General features: G+C 72.0%; 9 protein-coding genes. 5 read left to right on the plus strand and 4 right to left on the minus strand.

All coding sequences use genetic code 11. From position 1 onward, the window contains the following. Positions 1-16 precede the first annotated feature (16 nt). Positions 17-1,183, plus strand: a complete 1,167-nt coding sequence (locus tag NR798_RS12540) for an aminotransferase class I/II-fold pyridoxal phosphate-dependent enzyme (protein ID WP_375771697.1) — start codon at positions 17-19, stop codon at positions 1,181-1,183. Positions 1,184-1,198: 15 nt separating this feature from the next. Here the strand turns inward: NR798_RS12540 and NR798_RS12545 are convergent, their stop codons facing one another. From NR798_RS12545 to NR798_RS12560, 4 genes are all read right to left on the minus strand, one after another. After that, positions 1,199-2,170: a fatty acid desaturase family protein gene (locus NR798_RS12545; RefSeq protein WP_375771698.1), complete on the minus strand. Its 972-nt coding sequence runs from the start codon at positions 2,168-2,170 to the stop codon at positions 1,199-1,201. Positions 2,171-2,270: 100 nt separating this feature from the next. Next, on the minus strand, positions 2,271-3,614 hold the full coding sequence (locus NR798_RS12550) for a hypothetical protein (RefSeq protein ID WP_375771699.1): 1,344 nt from the start codon (positions 3,612-3,614) through the stop codon (positions 2,271-2,273). Next, on the minus strand, positions 3,611-5,710 hold the full coding sequence (locus NR798_RS12555; RefSeq protein WP_375771700.1) for a hypothetical protein: 2,100 nt from the start codon (positions 5,708-5,710) through the stop codon (positions 3,611-3,613). The genes NR798_RS12550 and NR798_RS12555 overlap by 4 nt, the downstream gene beginning before the upstream one ends. A gap of 12 nt (positions 5,711-5,722) precedes the next feature. Continuing rightward, on the minus strand, positions 5,723-7,231 hold the full coding sequence (locus NR798_RS12560) for a class I SAM-dependent methyltransferase (RefSeq protein ID WP_375771701.1): 1,509 nt from the start codon (positions 7,229-7,231) through the stop codon (positions 5,723-5,725). 133 nt (positions 7,232-7,364) lie between these two features. On the opposite strand from NR798_RS12560, the gene NR798_RS12565 reads away from it, so the two are divergent. From NR798_RS12565 to NR798_RS12580, 4 genes are all read left to right on the plus strand, one after another. Beyond that, complete coding sequence (locus NR798_RS12565; RefSeq protein WP_375771702.1) at positions 7,365-11,309, plus strand: SDR family NAD(P)-dependent oxidoreductase; 3,945 nt, start codon at positions 7,365-7,367, stop codon at positions 11,307-11,309. A 127-nt stretch (positions 11,310-11,436) separates the two neighbouring features. Further along, on the plus strand, positions 11,437-13,482 hold the full coding sequence (locus NR798_RS12570) for an FtsX-like permease family protein (RefSeq protein WP_375771703.1): 2,046 nt from the start codon (positions 11,437-11,439) through the stop codon (positions 13,480-13,482). Positions 13,483-13,486: 4 nt separating this feature from the next. After that, positions 13,487-14,785 (plus strand): ABC transporter permease, encoded by a 1,299-nt coding sequence (locus NR798_RS12575; protein ID WP_375771704.1) that lies wholly within the window; start codon positions 13,487-13,489, stop codon positions 14,783-14,785. After that, positions 14,785-15,561 carry an outer membrane lipoprotein-sorting protein gene (locus NR798_RS12580; protein WP_375771705.1) on the plus strand — a complete coding sequence of 259 codons (777 nt, stop codon included), beginning with the start codon at positions 14,785-14,787 and terminating at the stop codon, positions 15,559-15,561. The genes NR798_RS12575 and NR798_RS12580 overlap by 1 nt, the downstream gene beginning before the upstream one ends. Position 15,562: the final 1 nt, after the last annotated feature.

Below are 15,562 nucleotides of genomic sequence, written 5' to 3' on the forward strand. Positions count from 1 at the left end.
TCCCGCCTGGACTGACATGGATCTTCTTCGCTCGTTCTTCATGGAGGACTACCTCGAGGGCTCGCGCTTCACCGCGCGCTACAACCTCGGCGAGTCCGGCGCCCGGCCCCGCACCGTGGGGGAGCTGCTCACCGGCTCCGGCGTCAGCCACCAGCAGGCCATGGACACGTTCCTCTCCACCCTGCTGAGGGACAGTCCCAACTGGGGCCGCGCCGACCTGAGAGATCTCGTGGCCGCCATGCACCCCGGCGCCACGCGCGACAACGTCCTCATCACCACCGGCACCAGCGAGGCCCTGCTGCTCCTCTTCCGGCAGCTCAGCCCGCGCAAGGTGGCCCTCGCCTGGCCCGCCTTCCAGCTCCTCTATGAGCTGCCCATGCAGCAGGGCGCGGAGATCGTCCGCCTGCCCGTGCGTTGGGACTCGCGCGGCGTGCCCTCCGTCGACGCCAGCGAGTGGCTCTCCCTGCTCGAGCGCGAGTCCCCGGACGTCGTCATCATCAACAACCCCCACAACCCGAGCGGGCTGGTGCTCGACCCGCAGCTGCTGGAGGGCGTCTCGCGGTGGGTGGACAGGTCCGGCGCCACGCTCGTGGGCGACGAGCACTACCGCTTCCTCTCCTCGGAGACCGAGGTGCTGGGCTCCACCGTGTACCGCCCGGGCACGCGCTCCTTCGTCACCGGCTCCTTCATCAAGTGCCTCGGCTGTCCGGGCCTGCGCATCGGCTGGTGCGTCGGCGACACGGCCATGCTGGCGCGCATGCAGAACGAGAAGAACTACACCACGCACACCGTGAACCCGGTCACCGAGTGGATCTCCTACGAGGTGCTCAAGGACCTCGGCAGCCCCGTGCTCACCGAGGCGCGCGAGGACTGGCGGCGCAACCGGCGCACCCTGGCCTCCTTCCTGGAGCGCTCCCAGGGCGTGTACGGCGTGGCTCCGGCTGGTGGCCTCGTCACCTGCATCGGCGTGCGCGGCGTGGCCGCCCCGAAGGAGTTCGAGGCGAAGCTCCAGGCGCTCGGCGAGGCCGGGGTGTTCGTCCTGCCGCTCAGCGCCATGGAGCACGGCGAGCCCTCGGGCGCCCATCCGCTGGCGCGCGGCCACGGCTTCCGCCTGGGCCTGGGCATGGCTCCCGAGCGCTTCCCCGAGGCCCTGGAGGCCATCGAGCGCGTCACCCGCGGCTGAGCCGTCCGCGCTCCTCTACAGCAGTGCGGAGAAGGAGTGCGGCCGGTCCGCGTACTCCGGATCCGACAGGAGGAGCGCGTGGACGCGGCCCTGCACGGTGGTGGGCACCGCCGGGAAGAGGTGGTGCGTGAGGTGGTACTGGTCGTTGCGCGGGAAGAGCACCCGGTTGAGCAGGCCCCAGCGGAAGATGTGATTGCGCGAGCGGTGGAACTCGTCCGCCTCGCCGATGATGCCCGCGTGGTCCACCGCGTCCGACCAGTAGCGGATGACCTGGTAGGTCACGAAGTAGGGCAGCCCGTAGAAGAGCAGGAAGTTCTTCCAGCCGATGCCCCACTGCGCCAGCGAGAGCAGTCCGGCCAGGAAGGCCCACCGGCCCAGCGTCACCGGCCACGGGTCCGTGCGGCTGAAGAGCACCGGGCGCACGAAGGACGGCAGGTGGACGAGCAGCAGCGGCCGCAGCAGGTGGCGCCGCGTGAAGTGCCCGGTGGGCTCGGCGAACCCGAACTTGCGCCGGGGCAAGAAGTCCAGGTCCCTCGTGGGGTCGCCCAGGTGCTGGTGGTGCGTGAAGTGCTCGCGCGTGTAGGGCTCGAGCGCCGTCAGGTCGATGATGGCCAGCACGTGCCCGAAGAAGCGGTTGGCGCGCTTGCCCCGCACGAACATGCCGTGACACGCCTCGTGCAGCATGTTGCCGAGCGCGCGGAACCGCGTGGCGATGAAGAAGGCCACCAGCGGGTAGAGGCACCAGCCCGCGACGGGACTCGCCCGCAGCAGCGCGTGCGCCGCCACCGCCGCTCCCACGCCCAGCCCGATGTGGAACGCCAGGTGCCCGAGCCCCGCGGCCTTCGAGTGCGAGTGGTTGCCCAGCCGGGCCACCTCGCGCGCGTACTTCGCCCTCAGCCGTGCCGCCTCCGAGCCGGATCGCTCCCGCACGGCGGGCGCCAGGCCATCGCTCGTGCGGCGGGTGCTGTCCAACGGGGCAGGGCCCATGAGACCTTCCGAGGAGACGGAAAAGGTGTAATCCCAGCCTAAACGGAGACTGCTGGTGTGAGCAAGCGGGCGGGGCCCCGGACTGTCATGGCGGGGTGCGTCAGGCGCCCCGGTGCCGCTCGGCCACGCGGTAGAGCTGGGTGAGGGAGGAGTCCAACAGGGACTGGCACGAGCGCATGTAGTGGTGGGCCCGGAGAAAGGGCAACCAGACGCGGCCGCCTATGCGCACCTGGGCCTCCTCGAGCTTCTTGCGCGGTATCCACTGGCCGCCCAGGTTCCGGACCAGGACCTCGCCCAGGTACGCGCCAATGGCGGGCACCGCGCGCGCGTCGATGTGCTCGCGCTCGAAGACCCTCGGGAAGTCCTCGTGCCAGAACTGGTAGTCCACATCCGTGAGCGACTCGGGCGTCGCCTCGAAGACGGAGGGCACCTTCGTGTGCAGCAGCGCCACCAGGAGCTCGGCGAGGTAGCTGTAGTGCTCCAGAGCACGCTGCGTGTCCTCCACGTCCGGTGGCAGGGCGGAGCCGGCGGGGAGCCACTCCTCGGGTTCGGGCGGCTGCCAGGCGTTCAACTCGGCAATCCTGCGCTGGCGGTCATGGATGGCGGCGGCATCCACCACTCGCGAGAGGAGTGGGGCCACGTCCGGGTGGAAGCGCGGCTCCACGGGGGCGAGGGTGGCACTGCGCTCGCGCAGGGTGCGCAGCACGGTGTCGAAGTCCAGGTCCGGCCGGAGATGGACGTGGGCTCGGGCCTGGGCGAGGCGCGCCTCGTCGCTCGAGTAGTCCGCGGCGGTGGGCCGCGTCACCAGGAGGACGCAGCCGTTGGGGAGCTCCTCCACCCGCCAGGCCGGTGTGGACAGCATGCGCTCGCGGCCGACGGCTTCCACCAGCTTCGGACCGAAGACGTTGAGCCAGGATACCTCGTAGAGCTTGTCGAAGCCGTCCCGGATGGAGGTCTGCATGTCGCGGCCGAAACTGGGAGCGCCCGCTAATCCCCGATCAGCCAGACTGTGGACCGAGGCATGAGAGACCGGGTAGCGCGAGGCCCACGTGCGTATCATCTCCACGAGCTGGAGACAGCGCTCCGCCTCCGTGAAGAAGGAGAGCGGCTGCACCTGGAGCAAGAGGTCCAACCTGGGCGGAGTGGTTGAGGAATAGAGCGTCAGCGTCATGCTCAACGCGGGCCACCTCGTCCGATAGAGTCCGATGGTCGTTACTCGTTCGCCTCGATTCTCCTCCAGCGCTTTCCAGATGGCGGCGTGGGTGTATTTGCGTCGCCGCTTGCCTTCAACGACGTCTGGCATCCACTCGCCCGCGTGCTCCTCGAGCGTCTGGAGGAAGGGTCCCAGGTCGCTTTCCCACGGTACCTGGGGGTCGAAGGTGCCGTCGAATGTGAGGAGAAGGCTGTCTTCCGGCTTCATGTCGCGAAACTTGAGCACCTTCACTGGAACAGCACCTCCACTCCTGGAACTTCTTGGCCGGTTGCTCTCATGGCGCTGGTCACATCGTCCATGTTCTTGGGCATGAGGGGACCGCCTTCGTAGACGAGGCGAACCTTTGAGATGGGCGCCCTGCTGTGCTTGCGGAGAAGAGGCAGGAGGGAAGGCCGGCGGATGTCTAGCGTCTCACCGTAGTAGCCCAGGGCTTCTCTCGCGTCCGCTTTCATCTGCGCTTTCAGGGCTGGACCTTGCAGCCCCGAGAGGTCACGGCTCTTGAAGCTGAACGTCTCGACGCGAGGTGGCCCTTCGGCAAGCTCGCCCTCTTCAATGACGAGCACATCCGCATAGCGCAGACCGCTCTCCGGCTTCTTCACTCCGACGTACCGCTCGATGCGCGGCCTGGCGAAGGCCCCCAGAAAGCGGCGCTGCGCCCGAGGCAGGGCCGCATCGGCCTCCAGCAACGCCACCATGAGGCGCTCGAAGGCCAGCCCCCGGGCGAACCACCCCCGCATCAGCTCGTAGGGCGCCCAGCGCAGAGGCCCTTGGGCTGTCTTGCCCTGCTCGAACTCCCCCAGGCGCTTCTCGTAATAGGCGACGTACTCGCTCCAACGCGGGTTGCCCTCGGCCCCGGGTGGCGGGGCGTCCACGGCGGGACGTTGCTTCTCCAGCACCGCCACGTCTCGGGGGAGCCGCGGGCCCGTGGCCTCCAACTCCGCTAGCGCCAGTCTGGCCTCCACCACCTCCCGGGTGAGGCCCGCCCCTTCATCCACCAGCGAGACCAGTCCCCCGAGGCGCGAAGGGCCGCCCGTGGCTCCGGGCCTCGACCTGGAGATCAGCGCTTGGGCCCGGGCCACATCGCCCCGGGCCTCGCGCAGTGCGAGGGCGGCGTCCACTCCCCCCACGGCCACGAAGCGGCCCGCCTCCCGGCTGGCTCGGAGGTCCCGGGCCAGCTCCCGCAGGCCGTCCACGCCCAGCCTCGCCTCCAACTGCCGCCCCAACTCCTGGAGGGCCGGCAAGCGAAGCTCGGCAGCTCGGGCCTGGGACAGGGCTCGCAGGCCCTTGCCTCCCGCGTACAGCGCTCCCAGCAGCACGGCCGGTGCCAGCTCGCGCGTGGCCTGCTCGTACTGCCCCTGCGAGAGCGCGTACGTCCCATGGCCCGTGCTGGCCACCAGGTAGTAGAAGCCCAGTGGCACGCCAAACGTCACCGCGTCGAAGCTGCCCACCACCACGCTGCCCGCCGAGAAGTGCCGCAGCGCCAGTGCCCGCTCCACCTCGTGGAGGGCGTGCTGGTACGGCGGCGGCAACTGAGCCCGCCGCGCGGACAATTCCGTGTACCGGGCACCGTCGCTCCCCGGACTCGTGGAGAGCACGTCCCTGGCGGCGCGGCCCAGGCCCCGCAGCACGTCATCGGACTGCTCGGCCCGGTCCGGGTAGGCCGGGAGTGACATGCCCCGCCGCTCCAACTCCTCGCGCACCGAGGGCATGAGCCCCAGCGTCTGTCCCAACTGCTTGCCCCGGGCCAGCAGCCGCAACACCTCGTCCACTTCGTCGTCGTGGGCCGAATGCAGCACGAAGAGGGCGAACACCTCGGCGTAGGCGAGGCCGTAGCGCTCGGTGGCCGTGACGAGGAAGGAGGCTCGTTGGCGCTGGAGGAGGGGAGCCGCGTCTTCGCGCACGGGCCCCAGGGCCCCCAGCCGCACCGCGTGCCAGTCGTCCAGGGCCTCCACCAGCCGGGGCATGTCCACGCGCTGCTGCAGCGCGACGTACTCGGCGGGCGAGGTGCAGGTGAGGAAGGGGGCGAGGAGCGCCTTGGCGTCACCCGAGGAGAAGTCGGGCCAGCCCGGGGACACCGTCCGGCCTCCACAGGTGGCGGGGCCCGGCGTCGCGGTCCCACCGCTGGCGGCATCCGGCGGGCCCAGCTCCCAGGCGCCTCGCTGGCGGTGCAGCCGCTCGCTCCCGCCTGTCTCCGTGGAGGCGAGCGAGGCGGGCGTCTGGAGGGAGAGCGTCCGCGGCGCCAGCGTGACGCACCCCGGGGTGAGCAGGACGGCCAGCAGCAGCACCGCCCACCTTGGCGCCAGGGCCTCGGCGCGCGTGGAGGTCATCCCTTCAGCCGCTCAGGCGGCGGCGCGCGGGGGCGGCGCGAGCTGGGAGGGCAGGGCCACTCCGGGGCGCGCGGCGAGCAGCAGCTCCTGCGTCGGCAGCGGCAGGCACACCGTCGAGGTGAGGCCCACGTCCGAGAGCAGCGCGGCGTACTCCGAGTGGGAGAGCAGATCCCCCTCGTTGGTGAGGAAGCGCCGGAAGCCGAAATAGAGGTGATCCAGCGGGCCGTCACGCCGCTCGTTCAGCACGTACTCGGCGATGACCAGGATGCCGTCCGGCTTCAGCGCGCGTGACACCCGCCGGAACATGTCCGGCAGGGACTCGGGCCGCAGCACGTTGAGCACCTGCGGCAGGATGATGAAGTCGTACGCCGCCTCGCCGAAGTCCTGGGTGAAGAGGTTGCCCGGCCAGAAGCGCGCCTGCCCCAGCGCCTTCAGTTGCTCCACGTTGCGCCGCGCCTGCTCGAGCACCACCTCCTGGTCGAAGTAGGTGATGTGCGCCGTGGGCTCCGTCCGCGCGAAGGCCACGCCCCACACGCCCGAGCCCGTGCCGATGTCCAGCACCGACGCTCCCTTCAGGGGCCGCACCTGGGCGATCGTCGCCGCAGCCCGCCGGCTGAGCTGGAAGTGCGAGGCGAACACCGCTGTAATCTGATTCGAGTTGTCCGCGTAGAAGCGCTGGCTCACCTCGGGATCCTTCAGGTCCAGGATGAAGCGCTCGTGCCGCACCGTCTCCTCGAGCCGCTCCAGCGCCTCCCAGTACTGCGCGGACACGGAGAAGGAGCGCAGCAGGTACGGCAGCGCCTTGCCGTCGAGCACCTGCCGGGCCTCCTCCGTGAAGCTGCTCGTGGCGCCCTCCGTCCGGGTGATGCCCAGGTGGCCCAGCACCTCCAGCACCGTGCGCAGGCCCCGCTCGCTGGCCCCGGTGGCCGCCTGGAGCGCCGCCTCGTCCTTGGGGCCCGTGGCGAGCTGCTCGAGCAGCCCCAACCGCCCCGCCGTCACCAGCAGCCAGGTGCGCGCGGCGCTGCGCGCGAAACGGTCGAAGAAGTCCTCCGCCTCCGGCGACGGCGCGGGCACCGTCTCCAGGAAGAGCTGCCGGTAGAGGCCGAGCACGTCCCAGATGCCGCCGGGGGACAGGCGCTCTCCCGTCTTCACCGCCTCCTCCAGCCTGCCCATGGGCCCCCACCACTGCGCCGCCTCCTGGAGCCGCTCGCGGAACGCGCTGTCCCGCAGGAAGGCCGCCACCGGACGGGCGAGCGTGAGGCCCCGCGCGTCGTCCTGGTGCACCAGCCCCAGGCACACCAGCAGCTCGGTGAGCGAGCGCACGCCTCGCACCGACGCGCCCACCTTCGCCGCGAGCGCCTGCACCGTCATGGGCGCGCCCTCGCCCTCCACGGGCAGGGCGTCGAAGAGGCCCACGCTCAGGGACGTGCGCAGCAGCGCCGACTCGTTGGACGCATTGCGCGCCCAGAAGTGCAGGGACTGCGCAAGGGAAGGGGGCGTGGCGCTCCGCGAAGCCGTCATCGGAACCTCGTATGGGGGGGCCCAGCTTCGCCCTTTCACCCGGCTCCGTGCAATCCCGTCTCAGCTCCGTGGCGGCGGTGGCGGGTGGGGTGGTTGTCCGGCCCCGCGGCGCATGCGTTACCATGTCCGCCACATGGCGCCACGAACGACAGCGGCCGGTGAAGTCGAGCAGCTCCTCCTGACGGACTCCCGCGTCCAGGATGTCTGTGTGACGGGCGCGGGGCGGGAGGCGGTGGCCTGGGTGGTGCCGCGGCGCGTGAGCCGGGCGGAGGCGCTGGAGGCTTTTCTCCGCGAGCGGCTGGGCGAGGACTCCCCGTGCGTCGCGCTCATCGACTCCCTTCCCGTGCTCGAGTCGGGGGAGCCTGACCGGGAGGCCCTCTCGCGGCTGACGCCCGCCACCTCGCTCCGGCTCCAGCAGCTGGAGGCCCGGCTCCACCAGGCCGGTTACGAGGCGGTGGCGCTGGCGGGCCCGGCCTCGGGCGGTGAGCGCTTCGAGCCCTTCGACGAGCTGTTCCCCGAGTCCCTTCGTCCCGGCGCGGGGGCGGCGAGCCAGGCCCCGGCGGCGCAGGCCTCCTCCCGCCCGGCGGACGCGCGGAGCGGGCAGCCCTCCTTCCTCATGGGGGAGCCCCGCCGCTCTCCGCCGGGCGCCCCGGACACCCTCGGCGGGTTGCTGCGGCACGCGGCCCAGGTCCACCCCGACCGCACCGTCACCTTCATCGACGTGGAGGGGCAACGCGAGTCGCTGAGCCATGCCGCGCTCTGGCAGGAGGCGCTCCGGTTCCTCGGGGGGCTGCGGGCCCTGGGCGTGAAGCAGGGCGAGCGGGTGATGTTCGTGATGAACCGGCCCGGTGACTTCGTGCGCGCCTTCTGGGGTTGCACCCTCGGCGGCATCGTGCCCGTGCCCATGGCCTGGCCCTCGTCCTTCGAGCGCTCGCATGCCGGCGTCGCCCGCATCCTCTCCGTGTCCGAGCGCCTGGGGAGCCCGCTCGTGCTCACCAGCGCCCAGGCCGTCTCCTCGCTGGAGTCCCTGGGCCTGCGGGCCGTCGCCGTCACCGCCCTGGACCACGGCGCCGCCGGCGAGCCGGTGACGCTCGCTCCGTCCTCTCCCGCCGTGCTGTCCTTCACCTCCGGCAGCACCGGGCGCCCCAAGGGCGTGCTCCTCACCCAGGACAACCTGCTCGCCATGTGCGATGCGATGCGGGCCGGCGGCTGGTACACCGAGGAGGACGTGGGCGTGAGCTGGATGCCGCTCGACCACGTCGCCGGGCTGGCCTACCCCCACCTCACCGGCATGCGCATGGGCACTTCCCATGTCCTCGTTGCCCGCGACTACGTGCTGGGCGACGTGCTGCGGTGGATGGACCTGCTCTCCGAGCTCGGCGGCACCATGAGCTGGGCGCCCAACTTCGCCTATGGCCTCGTGGTGGACCGGCTCTCCCGGGGCGAGCACCGCGCCTGGAACCTCTCGCGCGTGCGCGTGCTGGGCTGCGGCGGCGAGCCCATCATCGCCGAGACCCTGCGGCGCTTCACCTCGCTGCTCGCCCAGGACGGCTTGCGCCCGGATGCCGTCTGCCCCGCGTGGGGCATGGCCGAGACGACCTCGTACCACACCATGACGCGCGGGGTGCGCACCCCCGAGGGCGAGAGCTGCGTCCTGCTCGGCCCTCCTCCCGCGGGCTCCATGCTCCGCATCGTCGATGACCAGGACGCGGTGGTGCCCCAGGGCACGGTGGGCCACCTCCAGGTGCGCGGCGCCGTCGTGCTGACCGCGTACCTGGATGACGCGGCCGTCAACGCCCAGTCCTTCACCCCCGATGGGTGGCTGCGCACGGGGGACCTCGCCATCGTCCACGACGGGCAGATGGCCCTCACCGGGCGGCAGAAGGAAGTCCTCATCATCAACGGCAACAACGTCTACCCGCAGGACATCGAGGCCGCGGTGGAGCAGGTGCCGGGCGTGCTGCCGTCGTTCGCCGTGGCATGCCCCACGCGGGTGGGCGGGGCGCAGACGGACGAGCTCCTCGTTGCTTTCGCGCCCGCGCCGGACGCGCCTCCGCTCGGCGCGCTGCTGCGCTCCATCCGCGAGCACGTGGGCCGGACGCTCGGGCTGCAGGTCACCTACCTGCTGCCGCTCGCCCGTCATCAGATTCCCAAGACGGAGCTGGGCAAGCGCGGGCGCACCGAGGTGCGGCGCCGCTTCGAGGCCGGAGAGCTGAGCGCGGAACGGCGCGAGGCGGAGCGCCACCTCGGCGGACCCGCGACGCTGCCCCGGTGTCTGGCCGTGCCGCGCTGGGTGCCTCGGGCCCGGCACGCCTCGGAGACGGTGGCCGCGTCCGGTCCCCTCCTGGTGGTCGCTGGCGCCGGCTTCGCCGAGGCCTTGCACGCGCACGTCACGGGCAGGCAGGTGCTCCACGTGGAGCCGGATTCCGCCGAGGCCCTGACACGGGCCCTCGAGTCCCTCGCGGCCCAGGGCCAGCATCCCGGGGACGTGGTGTACGCGATGGGCCCGGCCGGGAGCGCGCGGTCCCTGTCGCGCGGCACCCTGCAAGAGGTCATCGCGCCGCTGCTGCGCCTGGTGCAGTCCCTGGCCCGGCCCGCGGCCGCCGCGCCCCTCCGCCTGTGGGCCGTGGCCCCGTTCCCGCAAGAGGCCCTGTCCGCGGGTTCCGCCCACCTCCTGGTGCCCGGACTGCTCTGGTCCGCCATGGCCGAGGTGTCCGGCCTGGAAGCGCGCGTCCTTTGGGTACCGCCCGGCGTGGAGGACGCCGCCCAGTGCGTGGCCGGGGAGCTCGCGGGGCCTCGGGCCGCGCGCGAGGTGTCCTGGCACGATGGCCGGCGCTGGGAGCGGGCCTTCGCGCCCTGGGTGCCTTCTCCGGTGGAGTCGCCGCGGCGCCTCCAGCGCGAGGGCTTCTACCTGGTGACGGGCGCGCTCGGCGGGGTGGGCCAGGCCTGGGCCCGCTACCTGCGGCGCCACCTCGGCGCGCGCCTGCTGCTGGTGGGGCGCCGGGAGCGTGAGGCCGTCGCCGAGGCGTTCGAGCGCGAGCTTGGCGCGGCGGAGTACGTGTCCGTGGACATCACCGACGCGGCGAAGCTCCAGGAGGTGGTGCGCCAGGCCACGCTGCGGCACGGCCGTCCCCTCGATGGTGCCTTCCACTTCGCCGGTACCCTGGAAGCCCTGGCCCTGGAGCGCCAGACGCCGGAGACGCTCGTGCGGGACGCGGCGGCGCACGTGCTGGGCGCCGTGGCCCTCGCCGAGGCCTTGCGCGAGCAGCCGCGCGCCCTGCTCGTCCTCGCCTCCTCGCTGATGGGGACGCTCGGCGCCGGGTTGCATGCCAGCTACTGTGCCGCCACCGGCTTCATCGAGCGCTTCGCGCAGGCGCTCGCCGCCGAGGGCCGGCCCGCGGTGGCGGTGTCCTTCAGCTCCATCCGCGGCACGGGCCTGGCGAGGGAGCTGAAGGCCTCGCCCCCGGGCTACCGCATGTTGGAGCCTCCCCAGGCGCTGGCCTCCCTGCTGCTCGCGGTGGAGTCGGGCGCTCCGCACGTGCTGGCGGGCGTGGAGGGCTCGGCTCTGCCCTGGCGTCTGGCGGGCCTCGGCACGGGAGCGCCCCTGGAGCAGGCCCACCTCTTCGTCGTGCCCCATTCGGGCGGAGCGCTCCCGGCCGAGGCGCTGCGCGGCACCGCCGTGCTCCACCCGGTGCCCTCCCTCCCCGTCTCTCGCGAGGGGACGGTGGATCGCCAGTTGCTCGCCCAGGAGGCCTTCGGCGGGGCGGCGGACTCGCCCCTGGGGCCGCTCGAGCAGGTGGTGGCCGACGCCTTCGGCGAGGTGCTCGGCGTGGACGGGGTGGGCGCGGGCTCGGACTTCTTCTCCCTCGGTGGCAGCTCGCTGCAGGCCACCCGGGTGATGGCGCGCGTCAACCAGCGCACCGGGCTGCGGCTGCGCGAGGTGGCGGTGTTCGAGTACCCCTCCGTCTCCCGGCTGGCCGCCTACATCCGCCAGTCCGTGGATCCGAGCCAGCTGGACGTGTCGCACCTCACCGATGAGCAGGTGAACCTGCTGCTGAGCGCCCTCGAGCCCGGCTGAGCCGGGTTGCTTGTCTCGGATTGCCCGGTTCCCTAGAATCGCGGCTCCCCGGCTCTCTCCTGGAGGCGGGGAGTCGTCCATGCGAGACGCTGCCCGGTGCCGGGCATGATGGCGGGACCCACCGGTGATGTTGATTTCGTTCGCCCTGCAGAGCGTGAGGGCTCGCCCTCGCAGTTGGATTGTCGGCCTGCTCGCCGCTGGAATGGCGGCCCTGCTCACGGTGGGGTTCGCGCTCGTGGAGGCCATCCACGGCGGGACGCGGCGCAGCATGATCGAGAGCGGGACGGGGCACCTGCAGGTGTACCACTCCGGCTCGGCCGAGCCGCCCCAGATGGTGGTGGGGCCCGGAGGCCCGCCGGAGCTCACCCCGCTGGCAGACCCCACCCTCGAGCCGCTCCTGCTCGGGGTGGACGGCGTGCAGGAGGTGGTCCCCCTCGAGGTGGGCCTGGGCTCGGTGTTCCGGGGCAACTACCTGGACGACAAGCTCGCCGCGGTGCGGGCCGTGGTGCGTGAGCCCCCGTCCTCGGAGCGGGAGGCACGGCTGGAGCGGCTCGCGGGTGACCTGTCGCGCACGCTGCGGCGCGTGGCCCGGGACGCGAGCCAGCGCGGCGAGGCCTTCGCCAACGACGTGGATGCGCAGGAGGACCAGCGCGCGCTGGAGACGGCGACCTCCGATCCCTTCTGGGAGCGCTTCTCCCGCGAGCCGCTGCCGGCCCTCGAGTTCCTGGAGAACCAGGTGGCCCGGCAGGTGGGGGAGGGCGAGACGCTCTTCCTCGACTACCTGGGCACGGACCTGCCGCGCTTCGCGCGGGCCTTCCCGCGCTTCGAGCTGGTCTCGGGGCAGATGCCTCCTCCGGGCACCCGCGGCCTCCTGCTGGGGCAGGGCGCCTATGAGCAGCACTTCAAGCTGCCCATGGCCTACCGGCTCGACGAGCTGCGGCGCGAGCGCGAGCGGGGCAACACGCTCGCGGCCGACGAGCGGCTGCGGACCCTGGCGGAGCGCAACGTGGCGGAGGTGCCGGACCTGCTGGGGCGGCTCGACGTGGAGCGCGCCGCCGCGCTGCGGGACACGCTCGCGCGCCTGGTGGGACACCCGGGCGAGCTGGAGGTGCTGCTCGCGGAGTTCCTGAAGCTCGACGACGGCAACTTCGAGGAGCGCTACGGGCTCTTCTACCGCGAGCTCGTCCCCCACCTGCCGCTGTACCGCGTGCACCCCGGGGACACCCTCATGCTCAAGGGCGTGCTGGAGCGCAACGCGGGCGTGCCGGTGAAGGTGTGGGGGACGTTCCGCTTCAAGGGGCTCGGTGGGGACTTCAGCCGGGCCAACACCACCAGCCTGGTGGACCTGCTCACCGTGCGCCACCTGGCGGAGCGGCCCATCCGCGCCCAGGTGGAGGAGTCCCGGCAACTGCTCACCTCCTTCGGCATGAGCGGTGCCCCGGGGCAGCTGTCCCTGGACGCGTTCGCCCCGCCGAGCATCGAAGACGTGGAGAACGCGCCGGAGGCGTCCGGGACGCAGGCCCCCGTGCTCGAGAAGACGAAGGGGCCCGCGCAGACCTTCACCCCCGAGGAGCTGGTGGCGGATGGCATCCTGCAGGCCGCCCTGGTGCTGAAGCCCGGCGCCGAGCCCGAGCGCGTCGCCGAGCGCATCCAGCAGCTCGCGGGGGAGCGCAAGCTGCCCCTGGCCACCGCCGGCTGGCAGGAGGTGGGCGGCTTCGTCAGCGGCGTGGTGGGAATGCTCCAGGTGTTGCTGGTGGTGCTCTCGGCGCTGCTCGGCTTCTTCGTGCTGCTGGTGTCGGCCGGCACGCTGCTGCTGCTGGCGCGCGAGCGGGTGGGCGAGGTGGGCACGCTGCGCGCGGTGGGCATGCAGCGCCGGCAGGTGCTCGTCAGCCTGCTGCTGGAGGGGCTGTTCCTGGGCGGTGGGGGGAGCGCGCTGGGCATCGGGCTCGGGGCCGCCCTGCTGGTGATGGGGATGGGCCAGGGCCTGCCGGTGCATGACGAGTCCTTGCAGTTCTTCCTCGGAGGCCCGGTGCTGCACCCGCAGCTGGAGACCTGGCACATGGTGGTGGTGGGAGTGGGGGTGATGGGGGTGGTGTTGGTGTCCGCGCTGGTGCCCGCATGGCGCGGGAGCGCGGTGTCACCCCTGGTGGCCATGAGCCGGCGGGAGGACTGAGCGCATGCTGGCCTTGCTTCGTATCGCCCTGCGCAACCTCTTCATCCACCGCGAGCGGGGGCTGCTGCTCTTCACCGTCATCGCCAGCGCCAGCGCGGTGCTCGTCGGGGTGATGGCCCTCGAGGCGGGCGTCTCCTCGGCCCAGCGGGAGGCCGTGACGACGCTGCTGAGCGGAGACGTCAACGTCGGCGGCTTCTTCAAGGTGCACCCCGACAGCATCTCCCCGGTGATGGGAGACGCCACGCGCGTGCGCTCCGTGCTCGAGCCGCTCGTGCCGGCCGGCTGTGACCTGCGCGAGCGCACCCGGGGCTTCGCCACCGCGGGCGCGGGCCGCCACCGGGCGCGCTCCTTCATGGTGGGCCTGGACGTCACCCGGGAGCAGGACACCCTGCGCCTCTTCAAGGTGCAGACGGGCGCGCTCGAGACGCTGGCGCGGCCCCGCACCGTGGCCCTCTCCACGCAGGTGGCCGGCCGCCTCCGGGTGAAGGTGGGGGACATGGTCACCCTCTTCGCCCAGACGGTGGGCGGCAAGCGCAACGCGCTCGACCTGGAGGTCGTCGCCATCACCAACCGGGCCGGGCTGCTGGGGGAGACCTCGGGCCTGCTCGTCTCCAACACCACGCTGCGCGAGCTGGGCCGCTACCGGCCGGAGTCCGCTGGCGTGTTCCAGCTGCTGTGCGGCGAGCGGACGGACCTGGATGCGCTGGGAGACAGCCTGCGCCAGGCGCTGCGGCAGGCGGAGCTCCAGGTGCTCCCGGCCACGCACGAGGCCTTCGGCGACAAGCTGGCGCCCCTGCTGCGCGAGGGCTGGTCGGGCCAGCGGTTGGACGTCAGCACCTGGCGGGACGAGTCCTCCTTCCTCTCCTTCGTGACGGACGGGCTGGGGCTGCTCGCGGTGCTGGTGGGCCTCATCGTGCTCGCGCTCGTCATGGTGGGCCTCTTCGTCTCGCTGAGCGTCGCCGTGCGCGAGCGGACGCGGGAGATCGGCACCCTGCGCGCCATGGGCATGCACCGCACCTCCGTGGTGGGGATGTTCGTGCTGGAGGGCCTGCTGCTGGGGCTGACGGCCTCGGCCACCGGGGCGGGCCTGGCCTCGGCCGCGTGCGTCCTCCTCGAGGACACCGTCCCCCTGCCCGAGGCCATCTCCAGCCTGTTCTTCAGCGGGACGCTCCCGCTGGAGCCGGGCCTCGTGCCCGCCGTGGGCGCGGTGCTCCTCGTCACCCTCGGCTCGGTGCTCGCCTCCGTCATCCCCGCGGCCCGTGCCGCCGCCCTGTCCCCGCGTTCCGCCATGGAGTCCCTGTGATGAACCCGCGTGCCCTCCTGTCCTCGTGTGTCCTCGCGCTCTGTGTGGTGCTGCCGGCCGTGGCTGGCGCCGCACCCAAGGAGTCCGCGGACGAGCTGTTGCGCATCATCGACAAGAAAATGTCCTTCGCCAGCGACTACAAGGGCGTGGTGCGGATGCGGGAGAGCCGCAAGGACGGCACCGAGAAGGCGATGGAGATGCACGTCTACCGCCGCGACTCGGCGCAGAGCTTCATCTTCCTGATGACCCAGCCCAGCAACATGGCGGGCGGCGGGTACCTGCGCATCGGCAAGAACCTGTGGGAGTACAACGCCAGCGTCGGCCAGTGGGAGCGCACCACCCGCCGGGCCAACATCATCAACACCATCGCCTGTGAGTCGGACTTCGACCGCTCGCGCCTCTCCGAGGACTACACCGCCAAGGACGAGGGCTCGGAGACGATCAACGGCACCGTCTACCGCAAGGTCTTCCTCACGGCCCGGCCCGACAAGGAGGTCAACTTCCAGCTGCTGCGGCTGTGGGTGGACCCGGACTACAACGTCGTCAAGCGCATCGGGTACGCGCCCTCCGGCAAGACGCTGCGCACCGATCTCATCCGCGGCTACCAGCGCATCAAGGATCCGATCAGCGGCCAGTCCGTCCTCCACTACAAGGAAGTGCTCGAGGTGGAGGAGGAGGAGGGCACGCAGCTGGTGGTCCGCTACGAGGACGTGCAGCTGGCGCCGTTGGATCCCAACATCTTCACCAAGTCCTGGCTCGAGGGGCGCTCGCGGTAGC

This window comes from Archangium gephyra (genome assembly GCF_042230915.1).
Taxonomy (GTDB): domain Bacteria; phylum Myxococcota; class Myxococcia; order Myxococcales; family Myxococcaceae; genus Archangium; species Archangium gephyra_B.

Excerpts from the sequence above, each read along its gene's own strand:
- NR798_RS12540 (WP_375771697.1), top strand. The coding sequence starts at position 17 with ATGGATCTTCTTCGCTCGTTCTTCATGGAGGACTACCTCGAGGGCTCG.
- NR798_RS12545 (WP_375771698.1), bottom strand. The coding sequence starts at position 2,170 with ATGGGCCCTGCCCCGTTGGACAGCACCCGCCGCACGAGCGATGGCCTG.
- NR798_RS12555 (WP_375771700.1), bottom strand. The coding sequence starts at position 5,710 with ATGACCTCCACGCGCGCCGAGGCCCTGGCGCCAAGGTGGGCGGTGCTG.
- NR798_RS12560 (WP_375771701.1), bottom strand. The coding sequence starts at position 7,231 with ATGACGGCTTCGCGGAGCGCCACGCCCCCTTCCCTTGCGCAGTCCCTG.
- NR798_RS12565 (WP_375771702.1), top strand. The coding sequence starts at position 7,365 with ATGGCGCCACGAACGACAGCGGCCGGTGAAGTCGAGCAGCTCCTCCTG.
- NR798_RS12570 (WP_375771703.1), top strand. The coding sequence starts at position 11,437 with ATGTTGATTTCGTTCGCCCTGCAGAGCGTGAGGGCTCGCCCTCGCAGT.
- NR798_RS12575 (WP_375771704.1), top strand. The coding sequence starts at position 13,487 with ATGCTGGCCTTGCTTCGTATCGCCCTGCGCAACCTCTTCATCCACCGC.
- NR798_RS12580 (WP_375771705.1), top strand. The coding sequence starts at position 14,785 with ATGAACCCGCGTGCCCTCCTGTCCTCGTGTGTCCTCGCGCTCTGTGTG.